The 21,151-nt window shown below is 57.7% G+C and carries 15 protein-coding genes and 1 tRNA gene; 7 read left to right on the top strand and 9 right to left on the bottom strand.

The window, feature by feature from the left end; translation table 11 throughout:
• The first annotated feature begins 133 nt into the window (after window positions 1-133).
• From AC2FFE_RS15375 to AC2FFE_RS15355, 5 genes are all read left to right on the top strand, one after another.
• Entirely contained in the window at window positions 134-1,717 is a 1,584-nt protein-coding gene (locus AC2FFE_RS15375; protein ID WP_496819536.1) for an ABC transporter substrate-binding protein, read from the top strand.
• Window positions 1,718-1,732: 15 nt separating this feature from the next.
• The gene (locus AC2FFE_RS15370; RefSeq protein ID WP_496819537.1) at window positions 1,733-2,689 is read left to right on the top strand and encodes an ABC transporter permease; all 957 of its coding nucleotides are present in this window, start codon (window positions 1,733-1,735) and stop codon (window positions 2,687-2,689) included.
• On the top strand, window positions 2,689-3,504 hold the full coding sequence (locus AC2FFE_RS15365; RefSeq protein WP_496847083.1) for an ABC transporter permease: 816 nt from the start codon (window positions 2,689-2,691) through the stop codon (window positions 3,502-3,504). Before AC2FFE_RS15370 ends, AC2FFE_RS15365 begins: the two co-directional genes overlap by 1 nt.
• A complete protein-coding gene (locus tag AC2FFE_RS15360) occupies window positions 3,501-5,138 on the top strand; it encodes an ABC transporter ATP-binding protein (RefSeq protein WP_496847054.1) in 1,638 nt (545 codons plus the stop codon). Before AC2FFE_RS15365 ends, AC2FFE_RS15360 begins: the two co-directional genes overlap by 4 nt.
• A 150-nt stretch (window positions 5,139-5,288) precedes the next feature.
• Window positions 5,289-6,125, top strand: coding sequence for an alkaline phosphatase family protein (locus AC2FFE_RS15355; RefSeq protein ID WP_496847053.1), 837 nt, complete (start codon window positions 5,289-5,291; stop codon window positions 6,123-6,125).
• Window positions 6,126-6,132: 7 nt separating this feature from the next.
• Here the strand turns inward: AC2FFE_RS15355 and AC2FFE_RS15350 are convergent, their stop codons facing one another.
• The 6 genes from AC2FFE_RS15350 to AC2FFE_RS15325 form a co-directional block, all read right to left on the bottom strand.
• Window positions 6,133-7,056, bottom strand: a complete 924-nt coding sequence (locus tag AC2FFE_RS15350; protein ID WP_496847052.1) for an alpha/beta hydrolase — start codon at window positions 7,054-7,056, stop codon at window positions 6,133-6,135.
• Between the two features lie 12 nt (window positions 7,057-7,068).
• On the bottom strand, window positions 7,069-8,958 hold the full coding sequence (locus tag AC2FFE_RS15345; RefSeq protein ID WP_496819542.1) for an acyl-CoA synthetase: 1,890 nt from the start codon (window positions 8,956-8,958) through the stop codon (window positions 7,069-7,071).
• Between the two features lie 161 nt (window positions 8,959-9,119).
• Window positions 9,120-10,940, bottom strand: a complete 1,821-nt coding sequence (locus AC2FFE_RS15340) for an ABC transporter transmembrane domain-containing protein (protein ID WP_496847051.1) — start codon at window positions 10,938-10,940, stop codon at window positions 9,120-9,122.
• 132 nt (window positions 10,941-11,072) lie between these two features.
• A tRNA-Gly gene (locus AC2FFE_RS15335) sits at window positions 11,073-11,146 on the bottom strand.
• A gap of 162 nt (window positions 11,147-11,308) precedes the next feature.
• Complete coding sequence (locus AC2FFE_RS15330; protein WP_496819544.1) at window positions 11,309-12,541, bottom strand: HlyD family secretion protein; 1,233 nt, start codon at window positions 12,539-12,541, stop codon at window positions 11,309-11,311.
• Between the two features lie 3 nt (window positions 12,542-12,544).
• Window positions 12,545-12,967, bottom strand: a complete 423-nt coding sequence (locus AC2FFE_RS15325; protein ID WP_496819545.1) for a hypothetical protein — start codon at window positions 12,965-12,967, stop codon at window positions 12,545-12,547.
• A 162-nt stretch (window positions 12,968-13,129) separates the two neighbouring features.
• Here AC2FFE_RS15325 and AC2FFE_RS15320 point away from each other — a divergent pair, with 162 nt between their 5' ends.
• Window positions 13,130-14,197, top strand: coding sequence for an NAD(P)/FAD-dependent oxidoreductase (locus AC2FFE_RS15320; protein WP_496847050.1), 1,068 nt, complete (start codon window positions 13,130-13,132; stop codon window positions 14,195-14,197).
• On the top strand, window positions 14,194-14,847 hold the full coding sequence (locus AC2FFE_RS15315; protein WP_496819547.1) for a DUF938 domain-containing protein: 654 nt from the start codon (window positions 14,194-14,196) through the stop codon (window positions 14,845-14,847). The genes AC2FFE_RS15320 and AC2FFE_RS15315 overlap by 4 nt, the downstream gene beginning before the upstream one ends.
• Before the next feature lie 267 nt (window positions 14,848-15,114).
• Here the strand turns inward: AC2FFE_RS15315 and AC2FFE_RS15310 are convergent, their stop codons facing one another.
• From AC2FFE_RS15310 to ggt, 3 genes are all read right to left on the bottom strand, one after another.
• Window positions 15,115-17,622 carry a GcvT family protein gene (locus tag AC2FFE_RS15310; protein WP_496847049.1) on the bottom strand — a complete coding sequence of 836 codons (2,508 nt, stop codon included), beginning with the start codon at window positions 17,620-17,622 and terminating at the stop codon, window positions 15,115-15,117.
• Between the two features lie 160 nt (window positions 17,623-17,782).
• Complete coding sequence (locus AC2FFE_RS15305) at window positions 17,783-19,198, bottom strand: FAD-binding oxidoreductase (protein WP_496819563.1); 1,416 nt, start codon at window positions 19,196-19,198, stop codon at window positions 17,783-17,785.
• Between the two features lie 81 nt (window positions 19,199-19,279).
• A complete protein-coding gene (gene ggt, locus AC2FFE_RS15300) occupies window positions 19,280-21,073 on the bottom strand; it encodes a gamma-glutamyltransferase (RefSeq protein WP_496819549.1) in 1,794 nt (597 codons plus the stop codon).
• Window positions 21,074-21,151: the final 78 nt, after the last annotated feature.

Below are 21,151 nucleotides of genomic sequence, written 5' to 3'. Positions count from 1 at the left end.
CAACGCGCCGGACCTCACACGCCCAAGTGAGATTTTTGAACTTGTCGGGCTGCCCCAAATGCGCCAACGTTGACTCATGCGTCAATAACAAGCCCTTGAAGGGCAATATTCACTCAACTGGGAGAGATTACAGATGAAAGAACAACTAACCCATATGGCAGGCCAGGTCACCGCGGGAAAACTCACGCGCCGTGAATTCATGGGCAAAGCTGCCGCTCTGGGCGTGTCGGCCGCTGTTGCCAGCACGATGTTCGCAGATGCTGCGCGTGCCGCCAGCCCGAAGAAAGGTGGGGATCTGAAACTCGGCCTTCAGGGTGGTGAATCCACGAACTCGCTTGATCCTGCTACTTATGCAAGCTCGGTTCCCTATATGAATGGCCGTCATTTTGGCGACACGCTTGTTGAGGTTGCTCCTGACGGCACAATCGAGCCTCGTCTGGCCGAAAGCGTAGAAGGCAGCGCTGATGCCAAGGTTTGGACCTTCAAACTGCGTCAGGGTGTCGAGTTCCACAACGGCAAAACCATGACCAGCGACGACGTGCTAAAGACCATGGAACGCCACTCGAACGAAGACTCGCAGTCCGGGGCTCTTGGCGTCATGCGGGGCATTGAGTCTATGAAGGCCGACGGCGAAAACTTCCAGGTTACGCTAACCGAACCAAACGCCGATCTGCCGTATCTAATGGCGGATTATCACCTGATCGTCCAACCCGATGGCGGCATGGACAACCCTGCAGCAGGCATCGGTACCGGCCCATATCAGGTAGAAGTTGATGAGCCCGGTGTGCGTCACTTGTTCACAAAATTTGCCAATTACTGGAATGACGATGGCTATTTCGACAGCGTGGAAAATGTTGTAATCAACGACGCTACAGCCCGTACTGCAGCATTGCAAAGTGGTCAGGTGCAACTCGCCAACCGGATCGAACCGAAAGTCGCCGACTTGCTGGGGCGCGCGCCCAACTTAACGGTTCAGGCGACGCCCGGTCGTGGACACTATGTATTCATCATGCATTGTGACACGGCGCCGTTCGATGAAAACGAGCTGCGTACTGCATTGAAATACGCAATCAACCGCCAGGAACTGGTAGATAAAGTACTGCGCGGCTATGGCTCGGTCGGGAACGACATGCCTGTCAACGCAGCCTATCCGCTGTTTGATGAAGCGATCGCCCAGCGCGAATTCAGCCTTGAAAAAGCGGCTGAGCATTACAAGAAGTCAGGGCATGATGGCTCACCCATCATACTGCGTGTCGCCGATGGTGCCTTCCCGGGTGCTGTGGACGCTGCTGCCCTGTTCCAGCAAACCGCCGCACAGGCCGGTATTCCGCTGGAAATCAAGCGCGAGCCAAACGATGGTTACTGGTCCGAGGTCTGGAACGTCCAGCCTTTCTGTGCCTCATATTGGGGTGGCCGTCCGGTCCAGGATCAGATGTATGCGACCGCGTATTTGTCGACCGCCGACTGGAACGACACCCGATTCAAAGTGCCGGCGTTCGACGACATGCTGTTTGCAGCCCGGGCTGAACTGGATCCGGAAAAACGGAAAGGCATCTACAGTCAAATGGGCCAGATGGTGCGTGATCAGGGTGGTCTGATCTGCCCCATGTTCAACAACTTTGTCGATGCCTCGAGCAATGTTCTGGCTGGTTGGGAGGCCGATCCAAACGGCGAACTGATGAATGGTCAGGTATCCCGCAAGATGTGGTTCGCGTAACTCGGGCCACGGATCATGCATCCTATCATCAAACTGGTTTCCCAGCGCCTCGCGCTGGGACTCCTGCTTCTCTTCGGTGCATCGGCTCTGATTTTCGGCCTCACCGAAGCTCTTCCTGGGGACGCGGCACAAGCGGTCCTTGGACAATCCGCAACTCCCGAAGCGCTGGAGAATCTGCGCGAAGAAATGGGCCTGAACCGCCCAGCCCTGACCCGCTATGCCGAATGGCTGGGTGGTATTGTGCAGGGTGATCTGGGTCAGTCCCTGACCAACAAGCTCGACATTGCTGAAAGCATCGGCAAACGGTTAGGCAATACCTTGTTTCTGGCCTGTGCGGCCGCCATCGTCTCCGTACCTCTTGCTATCTTTCTGGGTCTGCTGGCCGTGCGCTATCGCAATCGCTGGCCGGACAAGCTGATCTCTGCCATCACGCTGACAACGGTTTCGATTCCGGAATTCCTGATCGGCTATGTGGTGATCTATTTCGTGTCCGTGAAGCTGGGCTGGTTCTCATCTCTGGCCATGATCAACGATTCCATGTCGTTCGGAGAGAAACTGAACGCAATCGCGCTGCCCGCCTTTGTCCTGACACTGGTCGTGCTGGCACAGATGATGCGGATGACCCGCGCGGCAATCCTGAACCTGATGCAATCCGCATATATTGAGACGGCCGAATTGAAAGGTCTGTCGAGTTTTCAGGTTATCGCACGCCATGCCTTTCCGAATGCAATCTCACCCATCGTCAACGTTGTGATGCTGAACCTCGCCTATCTGGTCGTCGGCGTTGTCGTAGTCGAAGTAGTGTTTGTCTATCCCGGCATGGGTCAATACCTGGTGGATTCGGTGACCAAGCGTGACGTACCGGTTGTTCTGGCCTGCGGCGTGGTCTTTGCCGCCGTCTATATCGGGCTGAACATGGTGGCGGACATTGTGTCAATCCTGGCCAACCCAAGACTGAGGCATCCGAAATGATGAAGAATATTCCTATTTCGGCAATGATCGGTCTGTTCTTCACCGGGATGTACTTTTTCATCGCCTTTGCAGCCCCGCTGATCGCCCCCTATGGCATGGCCGAAGTGGTTGGCGATGTATGGGAGCCGTCCAGCGCCGAGCATCTGCTGGGCACCGACAATATCGGGCGCGATTTGCTGACCCGCATGATCTATGGCGGACGCACGACGATCTTTATCGCGGCGGCGGCCACCATCCTCAGCTTTGTCACCGGGACCTCTCTGGGCCTTTTGGCGGCTGTGCTGGGTGGGTGGGCCGATCAGGTGCTCAGCCGAGCGGTTGATCTGGTCATGTCGATCCCGACGCTGATCCTTGCGCTGGTCATTCTGGCGATCGTTCCGGTAACGGTGCCGATCCTGATCCTAGTGATGGGTCTGTTGGACGCCACACGCCCATATCGTCTGTCCCGATCCGTCGCCGTGGACATCAACGTGATGGACTATGTCGAGGCCGCCAAACTGCGTGGCGAAGGCCGTGGCTGGGTTATCTTCCGGGAAATCCTGCCCAACGCCTTGTCACCGTTGGTGGCAGAATTCGGCCTGCGGTTCATCTTCATGGTTCTGTTTATCTCGACCCTATCCTTCCTGGGCTTGGGCGTGCAGCCACCTCTGGCGGATTGGGGCGGCATCGTGAAGGAAAACAAGGACGGCATCGTCTATGGTATCGGCGCGGCGCTTTATCCGGCAGTTGCCATCGCGACGCTCGCCATCTCGGTCAACCTGGTGGCTGACTGGATCCTGAACCGCACCACATCGCTGAAAGGAGGCCGGGGATGAGTGATACCCTTCTCAAGGTCCGCGACCTCAAGATCGGCGCGACCGTCTATCCGCCGGGCGAAAAGCCCCATGACATCGAAATCGTACACGGGGTCAGCTTTGACCTCGAACGCGGCAAGGTGCTGGGGCTGATCGGCGAATCCGGGGCCGGTAAATCCACCATCGGTCTGGCCTCAATGGCCTATGGCCGGGGCGGTGTGAAGATCACCGGCGGTGAGGTTTGGGTCAACGGGCGCGATATCATGCAGTCCGCTCTGGGCGATATTCGCAATCTGCGGGGTGGCGAGGTCAGCTATGTCTCGCAATCCGCCGCCGCGTCCTTTAACCCGGCCAAGAAGATCATGGATCAGGTTGTCGAGGCAGCTGTTGAGCACAAGAAGTTCAGCCGCAAAGAGGCCGAGGCCCGTGCGCGCGAACTGTTTGCCAAATTGGGGCTGCCCGATCCGGACAACATCGGAGAACGCTACCCGCACCAAGTGTCGGGTGGTCAGCTCCAACGCTGCATGACCGCGCTGGCGCTGTGTCCCGAACCTGATCTGGTGGTGTTTGATGAACCGACCACGGCGCTGGACGTGACAACTCAGATCGACGTCCTGATGGCCATCAAGGAAGCCATCGCAGATACCGGTGTTGCTGCGCTTTACATCACGCATGACCTTGCCGTTGTGGCGCAGGTGAGCGACGACATCATGGTTCTGCGCATGGGCAATACAGTCGAATATGGCACCACCGATCAGATCATCAACAACCCGCAAGAGGACTATACCAAGGCCCTGGTCTCGGTCCGGTCCATCGAGCACGAAGAGAAACAGCCGACATCGGAACCGGTGCTCAGCGTCGACGGGATCACCGCACGCTACAAGGGGCTGAACTTCGATGTGCTGCACAACGTCAATGTCGAGCTTCATCCAGGGCAGACACTGGCGGTTGTGGGTGAATCCGGTTCGGGTAAATCGACGCTGGCCCGTGTGATCACTGGCCTGCTGCCGCCGCGCGATGGTGAGATCACGTTCAACGGGCGCAAACTGTCTGCGGACCTCAAAGGCCGCACGCGTGAGGACCTGCGCGAGTTGCAGATGATCTACCAGATGGCTGACGTGGCAATGAACCCACGCCAGACCGTTGGCACTATCATTGGTCGCCCGCTGGAGTTCTACTTCAACATGCGCGGTGCGGAAAAGCGCAAGCGCGTGGTTGAGCTGCTGGATGAGATCGAGCTGGGCGAGAAGTTCATCGACCGCTACCCGGCTGAACTGTCGGGCGGTCAGAAACAGCGTGTGTGTATCGCGCGCTCGCTGGCGGCAAAGCCCAAGATGATCATCTGTGATGAGGTCACCTCGGCGCTGGACCCGCTGGTCGCAGACGGCATCCTCAAGCTGCTATTGGATTTGCAGAAAATCGAGGATGTGGCCTATCTGTTCATCACCCACGATCTGGCAACGGTCCGTGCGATCAGCGACAGTATCGCGGTGATGTATCAGGGCCGTGTTGTGCGCTACGGACCAAAAAGCCAAGTGCTGAGCCCACCCTTCGATGACTATACCGATCTGCTGCTCAGTTCGGTGCCAGAGATGCATCTTGGCTGGCTGGAAGAGGTCGTAGCCCATCGCAAGATGGAGAGCGCGGGGCACTGATCACGTTGTGACAGTTCGATGAAGTTTCCAAATCCCGGCGCCTTGGGTCACAACAGGTGTCGGGATTTTGATATTTGGGGCGCGAATGAACGGCCCTGAAACAACGATTCCTCTAGGGTCGGCGCAACACAAAATCAGATAGGTAGGCTGATGGACCGCAAACTTCTTTTGATCATTCTGGACGGCGTCCCCTGGCACAATTTCCGCCGCCTGTTCGGCAATCTCGAAGGTTGGGTGGATAGCGGAGAGGCGCGCGTTTGGAAACTGCGGGCTGTGCTGCCATCAATCTCGGCCAGTTGCTATGCATCAATCCATACGGGCGTCACGCCGCAGGAGCATGGGTGCACCGGCAATGGAAATGTGTTCCGCCTCAGCCACAAAGATGTGTTCAGTCAGGTGCGCGAGGCTGGTGGTGTCACCGGGGCGGTTACGCATAGCTACTGGTCCCAGTTCTTCAACCGGCATCCGTTCGATTATGTCCGCGATGTGGAATATGACGAACCGGATAGCAAAACCATAAACCACGGCCGGTTCCACACAATGACGGGCTATGGCAAGGATAACCAGATGACGCCTTCGGACGTTGATCTGTTTGCCACCCTGACAAACTTGTGCCTGCGCTTTGGTCTGGATTACGGCATCCTGCATACCTGCACCCTGGACAGTATGGGCCATCGGTTTTTTCACGATTGCCAGGAGATGGACCATGCCTGTTTTGTCGCCGATGAAATGCTGGCCCCATTCATCCCCCGTTGGCGACAGTTGGGATATGAGGTCATCGTCACAGCCGATCACGGACAGGATGAACGCGGCCACCACGGTGGGCGGGGCGCTTTGCAGCAGGAAACGGCCCTGTATTACTTCGGCGATGCCGACGGCCCGCAGGCCGATGCGGTGATTGACCAGTTGCAACTGGCCCCCACAATCCTGACCCGGATGGGCGCACCGATTGCGGACACAATGAAGGGTGAGCCATTCCTGAAGTGATCACGGCCTAACCATAGGGCCAAATACTCTGCCCCAATGCTTCGATGGCCACGGAGATACGTTCGAAACTGTCAGCCGCCCGTTTCACGCTGTTGCGGGCGCGCAGATAGCCGTGCACCAAACCCGCTTCGTTGATCCAATGGGCGTGTCCGCCTGCCTGAGCGATCAGCTTGCAATAGGTAGACCCATCATCGCGCAACGGATCGCAATCGGCAGTGATCACAACGGTCGGAGGCAGGTCCGAGAAATCGGTGTCTTGAAGCGGCGCAAAGGTTGGATCGACTTTGGGCGCGGCCCCACCGCATCGCACCTTTTCGTAGAACAATATCTCATCGCGGGTCAGCAGCGGCGCCTGCGCGTGCTCCAAATAGGATCCGGCAGAGCTGTCCCCACCCAAGCCCGGATAGATCAGAACCTGCCCCAACACTTCAGCTGGTCGGCCTCTCATATGATGGGCAACCGCCGCAGCCAGATTGCCACCGGCACTGTCACCAGCCAACACAATGGGAACGCCGAATTCGGCAACCGCCCACTCGACCGCCGCCACACTGTCCTGAAACTGCGCAGGGTGCACATATTCCGGGCATAGCCGGTAGTCCACTGAAACAACGCGATACCCGGTTTGGACGCAGATTTCGGCGCAGACATCATCATGGCTGTCCAGCCCGCCGACGACAAAGCCACCGCCATGAAAATAGATGACCACGCGGGTCGGATCGCCCGCTGTATAAACGCGGACCGGCACGCCATTGGCGGACCGGTCCTGAGTTTCAACTCCATTCGGGCGCGGTTGGCGAAAGGTCTGACACATCGCGTCATAGACCCTGCGTTGATCCTCGATCGACAGATCAACCGCGTTGTCGGGATAGCTTTCTGCCGTGCGTCTTATGAACGCCCATGTTTCTTCATCGATCAGACGTTCATAATCCATATTACCTCCCGGTCAGGCAGCCCACTCCCATGGCCGGGTGAATGATCCCAGCACCTTGCTGACATCGTCTTCTGATGAGCCGTTCGCGTCAAGCTGTGCAACAAGGCCGCGTTTCTTGTCATCAATGACCGAAACGACGCGAGCGGCCACTCCAGCCTCTTCCAACGCACCATTGTAGACCCGCGTGATCGCGTTTTTGCGCAGGTCCGGCTTGAAGACTTTGCCAACCGCAGTTTTGGGCAGTTCCGAAAGGATGGTCATATGTTTGGGCTGTGCGGCACGTTCGTGCACGTGGACCTTGCAGAACTCCAGCAATGCCTCCTCGGTGACCGACGCGCCATCGACCAGTTCGACGAAGGCGCAGGGCAATTCGCCCGAATGAGCATCTGGCTGCCCGATGGCTCCGGCAAAGGCCACGGCCTCATGCCCCAGCAGGGCTTCTTCGATTTCAGCCGGGTCGATGTTGTGTCCGCCGCGAATTATCAAATCCTTCGCGCGGCCGGTGATCCACAGATACCCGTCTTCGTCAAAACGGCCCAGATCACCCGTGCGCAAATATTTTTCGAAGTGATACAGGTTTTCGTTCTTGTCGGCCTCTGTATAGGTGTTGCCCGGAAAGACACCCGGGTTCGAGATGCAGATCTCTCCGATTTCATCAGCGGCGCATTCCTTGGGGCCATCTGGTCCATCCATCAGGATTTTGACATCCGTGTATGGGAAAGGGATGCCGATGGAGCCGATCTTTTTCTCACCATCAACCGGATTGCACGAGACCAGGCAGGTCGCTTCGGTCAGTCCATAGCCTTCGACGATGGTCACACCCGTTGCTTCTTCGAAACGGCGGAACAATTCAACCGGCAGCGGCGCTGACCCCGAAAAGGCGGTTTTGACGCTGGAGATATCCGCATCCACCGGGCGCTGCATTTTCGCAGAAATCGCCGTGGGCACGGTGATGATGAAACTGACTTTCCAGCGTTCGATAAGCTTCCAGAAATTGTCGAAAACACCATCTCCACGATACCCTTGCGGCGTCGGGAAGATCACATGCGCCCCGGATGAGACCGCCGCCATCATGATCACATGCACCGCGAAGACGTGGAACATCGGCAGCGGGCACATGATGACGTCATTTTCATCAAACAGCAGCGTATGCCCTAGCCAGCCGTTATAGATGAGGCCCGAATACTTATGCTGCGCGACTTTCGGCATTCCGGTCGTGCCGCCAGTGTGAAAATAGCACGCGACGCGATCTTCGGTGCTGTCTGCAAAACTCAGCGTCTTGGGCTGTTTCGCCAGCTCCTTATTGAAATTCTTGTAATCCGCATGGGCCAGCTTTTCCTTGTCGCCCATTTTTGGACGCAGCAGCGGAACAATCCATGATTTCGGAGGGGTCAGATAGCGGTTCAGGTCAATCTCAAGGATCGTATGAACCTTGGGCGCATGGCGCACAGCCTCTTCCACCTTTTGCGCCACATCCGTCTTTGGGAAGGAACGCAGTGTCACCACAACCTTGGCTTCGGTTTCCCGCAAGATCGCGGCGATCTGTTCGGGCTCCAACAGTGGGTTGATCGGATTTACGATCCCTGCAACCGCACCGCCCATCATGGTGACCAAAGTCTCGTTACAGTTGGGCAACACATAGGCGACCACGTCGTTTTCGCCCACGCCAAGCGAGCGGAACAGGTTCGCCGCCTGATTGACCTGCCCCAGCAGATCAGACCATGTCAGCGTTTCGGCCTTGTCTGTCGGACCGGAAAACAATTGGAAACTGATCGCGTTGTGATTGGGGAACTTCTCGGCTGTCCGAGACAACAGTTGATGGAAGGTGACCGGCAGATCACGATCCTCCCACGCCATTTCCTGTTCGATACGCAGTTTGTCTTCACGCCCTACAAAGGCCATGTGGCTCCTCCCCGTCTTGTATTCTCCCACGTGTCACACGTGGTTTTGATCCTCACATAGATGGGATCACAACCCTGCTGACACAAGCAAGGGCTTAGCGACGGAAAAGTTGAAAATGTAGAATGACGCTGCGGCGGAAACTGATCTGCCCCTGCGTCACCCTATTCTGCGGCAAGCCCATCAGTGAATTGCAGACGCGCCAAGCGGGCATATAGCCCATCTTGCGCCACCAGATCGTCATGCGTGCCCTGCGCAACAATGCGGCCCGCGTCCATCACGACAATCCGGTCTGCCTTCTTCACTGTAGCCAGACGATGCGCCACAATCAGGGTCGTCCGGCCCGCACGCATCTGGTCAACCGCCCCCTGCACCGCCCGTTCGCTTTCCGCATCCAGGGCCGAGGTCGCCTCGTCCAGCAGCAACACCGGCGCATCCCGCAGAATGGCCCGCGCGATGGCAATACGTTGTTTTTGCCCCCCCGACAGCATCACGCCACGCTCGCCTACAAAACTGTCATAGCCTTCGGGCAGTGCAGCAATGAACTCATGCGCAGCGGCGGCGCGCGCGGCTGCTTCGACCTCGGCGTCCGAGGCATCAAGGCGGCCGAACCGGATGTTCTCGCGCGCTGAGGCGGCAAAGATCACCGGATCCTGCGGGACTAGGGCAATGTGGCGGCGGAAATCCGTCCGATCCAGATCAGTCAGGTCTTCCCCGTCCAGCAGGACACGCCCGGAATTCGGATCATAGAACCGCTGGATCATCTGAATGACGGTTGTCTTGCCAGCCCCGGAGGGGCCAACAAAGGCAACGGTTTCGCCGGGGTTCACCTGCAGGGACAAGCTGTCCAGCGCCACCACATCGGGCCGCGCAGGATAGCGGAAAGTGACATCCTGAAACCGAATTTCACCACGAACCGGTTGTAACAGCACTTTGGCCTGCGCAGGATCGAGGACCGTATCTTCTGCATTAAGCAACTCAACCAGCCGCTCGGTTGCGCCGGCGGCGCGTTGCAGCTCGCTCCAGATTTCGGACAGCGCGGCAACAGATCCTGCCATGATCACCGAATAGATCACGAACTGGATCAACACCCCTTCGGTCATCACCCCGTTGCGGACATCATTGGCCCCCATCCAAAGCACGCCTACGATGCCAGAGAAGACCAGAAAAATGACAATCACGGTCAGGATCGCACGGGTTTGAATGCGGCGCAGTGAAACGATGTAGGAGGTTTCCGTCATCTCCCCAAACTGCTCTCGGCTTGCCCGTTCATGGGTAAAGGCCTGAACCGTTTGCACCGCGCCTAGTGCCTCACCCGCATTGCCAGAGGACGCTGCGATCCAGTCCTGATTTTCACGGCTGATCGCGCGCAAGCGACGGCCCAGCACCAGGATCGGCACGATCACCACAGGGATCAACAACAGGACAAGCGCCGTCAGCTTGGCAGACGTCAGCAGCATCAGCGCTAAACCACCCACAAACATTAACATATTGCGCAGCGCGATCGAAACGGATGAACCCAAAACCGATTGGATCAGGGTCGTGTCCGTCGTGATCCGGCTGAGCACTTCGCCAGTCAAAATACGTTCATAAAACGCAGGGCTCATGCCGATGACCCGGTCAAACACGGCTTTGCGAATATCGGCCACCACGCGTTCGCCCAGCCGCGTGACCAGCGCATACCGAATGCCCGTGCCTACCGCCAAAACACCAGCGATGCCCAGCGCCGCAAGAAAGTACCAATCCAGCAGTTCCCCATCTTGTATGCGGAAATTGTCGACCACGCGGCGCACGGCCAACGGCAAGGTGAGCGTCATCCCTGCGGTCAGACATAATGCAAGCGTTGCACCAAACATCAGCGCGCCGTAAGGGCGCATAAAGGGCCAAAGCGCCTTCAGAACGCTAAGCTTTTTCGAGGTGGCACGCTCTTCACTGGCCCCGGGAGGTGATGATGGTGTCTGACCGGTCGCAGTCTGTCTTGCCATGTCGGGCCTGTGTTTCCTGAAACAATTCTGGGTATCTGCTTCTTGGCGGCAGTGGCATCCGGGGTCAAGCGCATGCGTCCAAAATGCCAGCCGCTCAGGGCCATTTGACGCAGAAATCATAAGGGAAACAACTGGAGCGGGTAGACGGAATCGAACCGACATAGCCTGCTTGGAAGGCAGGGGCTTTACCATTAAGCTATACCCGCTCGTGGTTTTCGCTGGTTAGGACATGCGTCTGGGCGCGTCAAGCGCGAAGTGGAAGTTTGACGGACAGATTTTTTACGTCGCGCATATCAGCCGTCAAATCGGTTCGCCCATCGCATCAAAGGCGAGCCAGCCCCGGAGCAACGACCGGGGCCGGATCAGGCTTAGTGCCCAGTCAGAACCAGAGTATTGACCGGCATCAGGATCAATCGCAAGCGAAGCCCGGCCGCATGCACCACACCAATCGTATCGACGACATGCAAAAAAGCGCCTTCCCAGAACCCAAGATCCTCATGCTCAAGCCGCTCATGATTGTCCGTGTAGACATTCGCCAGACAGTTGCTGCCCGGCGGAATGTCGTCGGCCATGCCTTTGTAAAGCGGCTCCATATAGACTAACATGGATCCCGGAACCTTGTTGTTTTGCACATCGCGCAGCTCGTCCGACGGTCTGATCTGACCAGATGGGATGACATCCTGAACCTCGACCACAACCATGGGAATCACGGTAAAGGGTTTGGTCATGCATCCCAGCTCTCCGATCATGCCGGGTTTGATAACCTGTGCGGAAAGCTGGTTGAATGCTGCCTGAAACCGGTCATGCCCTGAATTCGACGGCACCAGAATACCGGCAGGCCGCAAAAGAGGGCTGACATAGTCCCCCACCTGCAACCCAAACTGTTCGACCCGTCCGGTGACACCGGCGTTGATCACTGTCTTATCCAGTTCAGTCATCGCAGCATCCAGCTGCGCATTTGCGCTGGCCAACTGGGCCGGGATCAGTTCTTCGATTTGTTGAACAACCGCTGCCCGTTTAGATTCCGCAGCCGTCACCTGTGCTTCGCGTTCGGCTACAAGGTTTTCCAGCCGCTCAATCTCGGCCAATCGAACCGCGCTAGAGCCCTGGTCGCGCAGCGTGGTGTTGCGCTCAAGGTCTTCCAGCGATTGCGCCAGCGCCGCGCGGGCCCCGGCGATACCTGCATCGGCTTCGGCCAGATCGGTTTCGGCCACTTTCAACGAGGCCTGCACCTGAGCCACCTGAGCATGCGCCGACTGAACCTGCGCTTGCTGTGTGAAATCCTCAATCCGGAATATCGGCTGACCCGCAGTCACCTGTTCGTTGTTGCGCACATAGACTTCGGCCACACGACCGCCGAGTTGCGGCAGAATGGTAACCGTCCGGAAGTAGGAAGCGGCACTGGAACTGGCCGGATGAAAGTAGAATAGCGTGGTAATCACCGTCAGGGCCAGAATCGCGCAAGTGGTCAAACCCCAGCGCAGTTCATACCACATGGTGAAAAGGGTGATTTCATGCCCAATGCGTTTGCCTTGCACAAAGCGGCGGAACAGGTAGTCAGGCAGCACCGTGATCAGCGCGCAGAGCATTGTTTCGATCATTGCCTACTGCTCCTGCGTTTCTGTGGGTTCTGCGACGGGTGTTTCGGATTGCACTGCCTCGGGCACAACGTCCGGCACCGGTGACCGCCCCAAAGATCGAATGGCATCCGCGATATTCTTCATCGGCGTTGCAAAATCCGGGAACTGGAACCCTGCGACCAATATGGCCGCAATCCAGAACAATCCATTATGTGTGAAAAGGGCAAGCAGCGCCAAAATTCCCACCAACTGGAACTGAGGGTGGTTGTTTTCATGCGCCATTTTTTCCGGAACCGAATGCAGAGTCAGATACCCCACACCAATCAGAACCACGATAATCACAAAGAACACGACCATGGCTGAGAACAGATAATCGCTCCCGTCAGCTGCGACGACATATCGGGGGATATGTCCTGTGGCCATTGGATGAAGATCCGCTGCAGTCACTGTGCCCTCCTTTTCATTTTGATACTTCTTTGACCGGGTTGAAGCACAAATTCAAGGCTGCTTATAGTCAATGGAACTGACAACGAGACGCGTTGGAACTTAAGGAGCGCCCATGAATTCCCCCAAGCCCGCAATTGCCCCACCTTTGTCAGGAAGCAAAGAATGATCGATTTCCTTGTCATCGGCGGCGGGATCGCCGGGCTGAGCGCGGGTGCAAGGCTGTCCGCGCACGGGTCGGTTACCGTGCTCGAAGCCGAAGATGGGCTGGGCTATCACGCCTCGGGTCGATCCGCAGCTTTGTTCGAGGAAAACTACGGCCCACCATCCGTGGTCGCGTTAAACCAGGCAGGCAGTCAGTTTCTAAAGGAAGGCGGCTATCTGCAAAAACGCGGCTTGATGCTGGTCGCAGGCACTGATCAGCACGATATGTTCAAGGCAGACCTCAACAGCCTGGATATGCAAGAGATATCGGTTGAGCATGCGCGCAGCCTGATCCCGATCCTGCATCCAAAACGTCTGGCCTATGCCGGGATCAGCCACGACGCCTTTGACATCGACACTGACCGCCTCCTGCAGGATTTTGCTCGCACCATTCGCAAGAATGGCGGCCGCGTTCATACCAAATCCCGGGTGACCGCCATTGCCAAAACCATCAACTGGCAGGTCGAAGCGCAAGATGTATTTGAAGCACGGCACGTGATCAACGCAGCCGGCGCCTGGGCGGATGAGATCGCATTGCTGGCGGGAATGGAATCAATCGGCCTGCAACCTCGCCGCCGGTCAATGACGCGTATACCGGCGCCGGGCGGGCATGATGTTTCAGCCTGGCCAATGATGATTGGCGCAGGCGAGACCTGGTATGCCAAACCGGATGCGGGGAAGCTGCTTGTGTCTCCGGCGGATGCCGACCTGGTTGCCCCGCATGATGCCTATGCCGACGATATGGTGCTGGCCGAAGGCTTGGCCCGCTATGAAGAGATGGTCAGCGAACCCGTAACGCGGGTTGAAACAAACTGGGCCGGTCTGCGTAGTTTTTCACCGGATGGAACTTTGGTCTTGGGTCCTGATCCGCAAGATCGGTCTTTCATCTGGTGTGCCGGCCAAGGCGGATATGGCTTCCAAAGCGCACCTGGCGCGTCTCAGCTTGTTACCGATCTGGTTGTCGGAAACCGACCCGTGTTGGCGCCGACGGTAATCGACATGCTAACACCGGGTCGGCTGCGCGAATGAGCAAACGTATACCGCCCCTCAATGCCAGCGTCGCCGAGCCTTCTGCCGATGGCAAACTGGTTGCACCCGCTGCCAGCCGAAATGCGGCGGTCCTGTGTCGCTTGATTGCGCATTGGGCACCGTCTCAGGGGCAGGCCATGGAAATCGCCAGCGGGACCGGCCAACATATTTGCGCTTTTGCGCAGGAGCTTCCCCAGCTGTCTTGGCAGCCGACAGAGATCGACGCGGATCGGCGTAAGAGTATAGATGCTTATGCAACCGATCACCCGAACATTCAGCCCGCCCTATATTTGGACGCCGCCGCCTTTGGATGGCATGAGCAAGTTGAGCCCAAAGACCTGATCGTTTTGATCAACCTTCTACATCTGATCAGTTGGGAAGAAACCGTCACGCTTGTCTCAGAGACAGCCAAGACGCTTTCATCAGGGGGCAGATTTATTCTCTACGGCCCTTTCATGCGGGATGGGGTTTTGACAAGTGATGGCGACCTGCGGTTTCACGACGCGCTTATTCAGCAGGATCCCGAGGTTGGGTATAAAAATGATTCCGATATCAAGCGCTTGTTTGCAGCGAATGGCCTGGACCTTATTGAAGTGACACAGATGCCGGCCAACAACCTTGCTTTCATCTCTCGGGCACTGGCCAAGTGATCTAGCTGATCACTTTGAAAGCCTGCTGATGCAGGCTTGCCTCCGGCGGAGGTATTTTTGAACAGAAGAAGTAACGGATCGTTAACCCCGATCGGTGAAGCTCGCTCTGCGGTACAGGCGGAAGCGCCGATGACCGCAACAGGAGAAGGCCCCCCTGAGAAAAACAAAGGGGGGCTGGATCTTGGCCCTACCCCCCGCTTCTTCTGTTTGAAAATACCTCCGCCGGAGGCATGGGGCGCTAAAGGCGACCCATTTTTCTGCGTCCGCTCAGCCGTCCTTGCGGATGGTTTCGTTCTTCGGGTCATAGGGGCTGTCGCAGGTGACGACCGCATCCCAAAGCTTGTCCTGAATTTTGACCTGCAGCTTGGTACCTTCGACCGCCAGATCAGGCTTCACATAGCCCATACCGATAGATTTCTCGAAGGCGACCGAGTAGCCACCCGAGGTCAGACGACCCACACGCTCACCTTCCGGTGTGTACAGCGCCTCGCGGCCCCACGGATCGGCATCGTCCGGTCCGTCGATCAGCAGGGTGCAGCATTTCACGCGCACACCGGTCTCTTCCAACTTGGCCTTGCCGTAGAAGTCTTTCGACAGGTCGACAAAGCGCGGCAGATCAGCTTCCAGCGGGGTTGCATCGCGGCCCAGTTCGGTACCAAACGCACGATAGGATTTCTCCTGCCGCAGCCAGTTTTGGGCGCGGGCGCCAACCAGCTTCATACCGTACTTCTCACCGGCTTTTTCCAGCAGGTCGAACAGGTAGTTCTGCATCTCAATTGGGTGGTGCAGTTCCCAACCCAACTCACCGGTATAGGCCACGCGGATCGCGTTAACCGGGCACATGCCCAGTTCGATCTGACGGGCCGACAGCCAGGGGAAGCGCTTGTTGGACAGAGCGGTTTCCGGATCGGCGTCTTTGATGACCTCTTTCAGAACGTCACGAGACTTGGGCCCGGCGATGGCGAAGACGCCCCACTGGGTGGTCACGTCTTGGATCTCGATGTAACCGAACTCCTCCATCTTGTCCTCGGCCGCCTTGCGCAGATAGTCGGCGTCGTACTCGGTCCAGGCACCGGCCGAAACGATGTAGTAGTTGTTCTCACCATTGCGGACGATGGTGTATTCGGTGCGGGTGGTGCCGTGCGAGGTCAGTGCGTAGGTCAGGTTGATACGACCGACCTTGGGCAGTTTATTGCAGGTAAACCAATCCAGGAACTGGGTGGCACCGGGGCCTTTGACGACATGCTTGGTGAAGGCCGACGCATCGATCAGGCCCACGCCTTCGCGGATCGCCTTGGCTTCTTCGACAGCGTATTGCCACCAACCACCGCGACGGAACGAGCGGTTTTCCTTGTCGAAGTTGTCCGGTGCATCCAGCGGGCCAAAATAGTTCGGACGTTCCCAGCCATTCACCCAGCCGAACTGAGCACCGCGGGCCTTCTGGCGATCATAAACCGGAACAGTCCGCAGGGGACGGCAAGCTTCACGCTCTTCATCGGGGTGGTGCAGGATGTAGACGTGCTCATAACACTCTTCGTTCTTGCGAGCCGCGAACTCGGTGGTCATCCAGTTGCTGCTGTAGCGTTTGGGGTCCAGCGAGGCCATGTCGATCTCAGCTTCGCCATCGACCATCATTTGCGCCAGATAATAACCAGTGCCGCCTGCTGCGGTGATGCCGAACGAGAAACCCTCGGCTAGCCACATATTGCGCAGGCCCGGAGCGGGACCGACCAGCGGGTTGCCATCAGGTGTGTAGCAGATCGGGCCGTTGAAATCGTCTTTCAGACCGGACTCGGCGCAGGACGGCACGCGTTCCGCCATTGCCATGTACTGATCCGCGATCCGGTCCAGATCCAGCGGGAACAGATCGGCTCGGAAGCTGTCCGGAACGCCGTGTTCAAACTGCGCAGGCGCGCCATGTTCGTAGATACCCAGAATCCAGCCGCCGCGTTCTTCGCGCGCGTAGGATTCATTGTCGGCGTCACGGACAACGGGGTGCTCCGGGTTGCCCGCTTCACGCCATTTGACCAGTTCGGGGTCTTTGTCCATGACGATGAAGGTATGCTCGACCGGGATCGCGGGCATCTTGATGCCCAGCATCTTGGCGGTGCGTTGCGCGTGGTTGCCCGATGCGGTCACGACATGCTCAGCGGTGATAACCACCTGCCCGTCCGAAGGAATGAGGTTACCGCCCTTCTCAACCATTTTGGTGCACGTGACTTCCCAGTGGGTGCCGTTCCAGTGGAAGGCGTCGGCCTGCATCTTGCGCACGATGTCCACGCCGCGCTGACGGGCCCCTTTGGCCATCGCCTGAGTGACGTCAGCAGGGTTAATGTAGCCGTCTTCGGTGTGGTAAATCGCACCTTTTAGGTCATTGGTCTCGATCAGCGGCCAGCGTTCTTTGATCTGTTCGGGGGTCAACCATTCATAGGCGACATCACAGGTTTCAGCCGTGGATGCATAGAGCATGTATTCATCCATACGCTCCTGCGTCTGTGCCATGCGCAGATTGCCGACCACCGCGAAGCCTGCGTTCAGGCCGGTTTCTTCTTCAAGCGTCTTGTAGAAATCAACCGAGTATTTGTGGATGTGGGTCGTCGCGTAGGACATGTTGAACAGAGGCAGCAGGCCAGCCGCGTGCCAAGTCGAGCCGGAGGTCAGCTCATCCCGTTCAATCAACATCACATCGTCCCAGCCCGCCTTGGCCAGGTGATAGGCAATCGAGGTCCCAACGGCGCCGCCGCCAACAACCAGTGCTTTGACTTGGGTTTTCATAACCGGGCGTCTCCCCTTGAATTCAGTTGACACCATATGGCGCAGTTCAGGGGGACAGCGCGACATTCATCCGACCGGTGATAAGAAAAAAACGACCCGCAGATCAATTCAAGGTCGAAAAACGGCCATCAGCCGCTGCGGCTGAGTCACCAACCGGGCGTCACTGCACTAACCTGCCCGGAACAATCTTTCCGGGGTTCATGATGTCGTCTGGATCCAGCGCAGCTTTGATCGCCGTCATATACTGCGTTGCAGCCCCAAGTTCCTTGACCAGATAGGAACGTTTGCCCTGCCCGATCCCGTGTTCGCCGGTGCAGGTGCCGTCCATCGAAATCGCCAGATCGTTCAGCCAGCTGACAAATTGATCGGCATTGGCAACTTCAGTCTGATTGTCCATGTCGATCAGAGGAAGGGTGTGGAAGTTCCCATCCCCAACATGGCCAACAATCGGGGCGATCAGACCAAGTTCTGCCGCCTTGTCCTGTGCTGCGCCAACCGCTTCGGCCAGCCGAGAGATTGGAACACACACATCTGTTGATATGCCTTGTGCACCAGGGCGCAATTGCAAGCAGGCCCAGTACATATCATGCCGCGCTTGCCATAGCTTGTTGCGTTCTTCGGTGGTGGACGTTGCCGCAAAGTCCACGCCTCCAAATTCGCCTGCGATGTCCCCGAAGGTCGCCGCCTGTTCGGCAGTCCCGTTTTCTGAGCCATGGAATTCGAGCAACAGCAGGGGTGTTTCAGGCAGGTTCAGGCCGGAATAGGCATTGGCTGCGCGCACGGACATCTCGTCCAGCAGTTCGATCCGCGCAACCGGGATGCCGTATTGGATGGTCATCATTACGGCCTGGCAGGCGGCATCAACGCTTGGAAAGGAACAGCGGGCCGAGCTGATCGCCTCGGGGATGCCGTGGAGACGCAGGGTGAGTTCGGTGATGATGCCCAACGTCCCTTCCGCGCCGATCAGCAATCGGGCCAGATCGTAGCCTGCGGATGATTTTTTGGCGCGATTGCCGGTTCGGATCACCTGCCCATCGGGCATGACCGCCTCAAGGCTCAGCACATTGTCCCGCATCGTGCCATAGCGCACCGCATTGGTGCCTGAGGCGCGTGTTGCGGCCATACCGCCAAGCGAGGCATTGGCCCCCGGATCTATTGGGAAAAACAGGCCCTGATCACGCAGATGCGTATTCAGGTCTTCACGGGTTACGCCCGGCTGAACAACGCAATCCAGATCACCAGCGTTGACGGCAAACACCTTGTTCATCTGCATCAGGTCGACGCAAACCCCTCCTGCAGGCGCATTCACGTGACCTTCCAGCGAGGTGCCGGTGCCGAAGGGGATCACGGGCACTTTATGCGTCGCGCAAATAGTGACAATTTCGGACACTTCGGCCGTCGAGGTGGGAAAGACGACCGCATCCGGGCTTTGGTTGGCAATCCAGGTCGTGGTGTGACCATGCTGTTCGCGGATCGCGGCCCCGGTTTGCAACCGGTCGCCAAATCGTTGTTTCAGAACTCCAACTGCGGTTTCAATGCCAGCTTCGTTGCGTGGCAAAGCACTCGCCTGCACCATATCCAACCCCTGTTCGTCAAAAGGCATTCGGGCCTTCTAACTATGACTAGAAGGCCCGAATGATCCGTACAAGCCCCGAGCTTATTCGCCCAGCGCAATCCCTTCGCGCCGTGGATCCGCACCACCGTTCAGTTGCTCTGATATCTCAATGGCATGCAGCCCCGAGGTCAGATCACGTGGGTTCACCTCAAACCCCAGCGTTGTCAGTGCGTCCACATAGCCCTCGGCTGCGGTGCCCAACTCAACATCATACGTGCCAAACCGGTTGACCAGATGTGGCAGAGACACAGCCTGTTGCACATCCATTCCCCAATCCGCCCAGGCGATAATCGACTTGGCCACATAGCCGATGATCCGACTGCCGCCTGGTGATCCGATTGCCAGAACCGGAGCACCATCCTGCATCACGATGGTGGGGCTCATAGATGAGCGCGGACGCTTGCCGGGCTCTAACCGGTTAGCGATGGGAACACCGTTGGTATGGGTTCTGAACGAGAAATCCGTCAGTTCGTTATTGAGCAGGAAACCGTTGGTCATCAAGCGCGAGCCAAAGCCGTTTTCGATGGTCGTGGTCATCGACAGAACATTGCCATAGCTATCCACAATCGAGATATGCGAGGTCGAGGGCAATTCCAGCGAAACATCATCCGCCCAGTTCGACGCATGATCAAACGCCGGGTTCCCCGGAGCAACCTCGATCAACGCACTATCGGCATTCAGCAGATCGGCGCGTTCAGCCAGATAGGCTGGATCAACCAGACCTTCGGTTGGCATCGGGACAAAATCGCTGTCGGCCATGTACCGACCCCGATCCGCAAAGGCGAGGCGCGAGGCTTCGCCGATCAGCCGCCAGGCTTCAACGCTGTCCGGCCCCATCGCCGCCAGATCATAGCTGTCCAGCATGCCCAGGATTTGCCCAACGGTCAGAGCGCCAGAGGATGGCGGCCCCATGCCACACACCTCGTAAGAGCGATATGTGGCGCAAACGGGTTCACGCTCGATCACTTGATAGAGCGCCAGATCGGTGCCTGACAAAACACCCGGATTCCCCGGGGCAGTTCGAACCGTGTTCACAATCCCTGCCGCAATATCACCGCCATAGAACCCTGCAGCCCCGTCAGCGGCCAGCACCCGCAGCGTTTCGGCATAGTCGGGATTCATCAGCCGATGACCTTGCTGCAACGGTTCACCACCCGGAAGGAAATACTCCGCCGTTGCAGGGAAGCGCGACAAACGCTCGGCGTCGTTGGCAACCAGCGCGGCCAAGCGTGGGGAGACCAGAAACCCTTCGTCCGCCAATCGGATGCCATCGGTAAACAGCCCGGGCCAGGATGACCGCCCCCAGCGGCGATGCGCCTCTTCCAGCAACGCGGGCGTTCCAGGTGTGCCTACAGACAACCCGCCGACAACTGCATCAAAGAATTTGAGAGGCTCACCGTTTTCATCCTGAAACAGTGTTGGCGTTGCTGCCAGCGGCGCAGTTTCGCGCCCGTCCAAAGTGGTCATCTGACCCGAGGCCGCATCGTACCAGACCAAGAAGGCCCCGCCGCCCAGACCGGATGATTGCGGCTCGACCAGTCCCAGAACAACCTGCACCGCAACCATGGCATCCGCGGCTGATCCTCCGGCGCGCAGAACCTTAGCCCCGGCCTCGACCGCCAGTGGATTGGCCGCAGCAACCATCCAGTTCTTGGACTGTACCGGAACGCCAGCCAATTTCGCCTCGACGGCTGCGATGACTTCCTCGGTCAGGGCCTGAACCTGCCCATCGGTCGCGCCCTCGGGTGCAACCGCATCCGCCGTTTCCTGCGCAAAAACGGGCGCAGCAAATGCAAACGCTGAAACGACGAAACCTGAAACTCGTTTGAAACGCATCTTATCCTCCAATTCCACTATTTCTTTCAACACTGTACGTGCGATCAGCAAGCCGCAACTAAAGGTTGAGGTCGCACG

It is taken from the genome of Ruegeria sp. YTSA168 (assembly GCF_059610045.1).
The sequence above is the reverse complement of the archived record's forward strand: the minus strand, read 5'-3'. Positions and strand labels throughout refer to the sequence as shown.

Excerpts from the sequence above, each read along its gene's own strand:
- AC2FFE_RS15375 (WP_496819536.1), top strand. The coding sequence starts at position 134 with ATGAAAGAACAACTAACCCATATGGCAGGCCAGGTCACCGCGGGAAAA.
- AC2FFE_RS15370 (WP_496819537.1), top strand. The coding sequence starts at position 1,733 with ATGCATCCTATCATCAAACTGGTTTCCCAGCGCCTCGCGCTGGGACTC.
- AC2FFE_RS15365 (WP_496847083.1), top strand. The coding sequence starts at position 2,689 with ATGAAGAATATTCCTATTTCGGCAATGATCGGTCTGTTCTTCACCGGG.
- AC2FFE_RS15360 (WP_496847054.1), top strand. The coding sequence starts at position 3,501 with ATGAGTGATACCCTTCTCAAGGTCCGCGACCTCAAGATCGGCGCGACC.
- AC2FFE_RS15355 (WP_496847053.1), top strand. The coding sequence starts at position 5,289 with ATGGACCGCAAACTTCTTTTGATCATTCTGGACGGCGTCCCCTGGCAC.
- AC2FFE_RS15350 (WP_496847052.1), bottom strand. The coding sequence starts at position 7,056 with ATGGATTATGAACGTCTGATCGATGAAGAAACATGGGCGTTCATAAGA.
- AC2FFE_RS15345 (WP_496819542.1), bottom strand. The coding sequence starts at position 8,958 with ATGGCCTTTGTAGGGCGTGAAGACAAACTGCGTATCGAACAGGAAATG.
- AC2FFE_RS15340 (WP_496847051.1), bottom strand. The coding sequence starts at position 10,940 with ATGGCAAGACAGACTGCGACCGGTCAGACACCATCATCACCTCCCGGG.
- AC2FFE_RS15330 (WP_496819544.1), bottom strand. The coding sequence starts at position 12,541 with ATGATCGAAACAATGCTCTGCGCGCTGATCACGGTGCTGCCTGACTAC.
- AC2FFE_RS15320 (WP_496847050.1), top strand. The coding sequence starts at position 13,130 with ATGATCGATTTCCTTGTCATCGGCGGCGGGATCGCCGGGCTGAGCGCG.
- AC2FFE_RS15315 (WP_496819547.1), top strand. The coding sequence starts at position 14,194 with ATGAGCAAACGTATACCGCCCCTCAATGCCAGCGTCGCCGAGCCTTCT.
- AC2FFE_RS15310 (WP_496847049.1), bottom strand. The coding sequence starts at position 17,622 with ATGAAAACCCAAGTCAAAGCACTGGTTGTTGGCGGCGGCGCCGTTGGG.
- AC2FFE_RS15305 (WP_496819563.1), bottom strand. The coding sequence starts at position 19,198 with ATGGTGCAGGCGAGTGCTTTGCCACGCAACGAAGCTGGCATTGAAACC.
- ggt (WP_496819549.1), bottom strand. The coding sequence starts at position 21,073 with ATGCGTTTCAAACGAGTTTCAGGTTTCGTCGTTTCAGCGTTTGCATTT.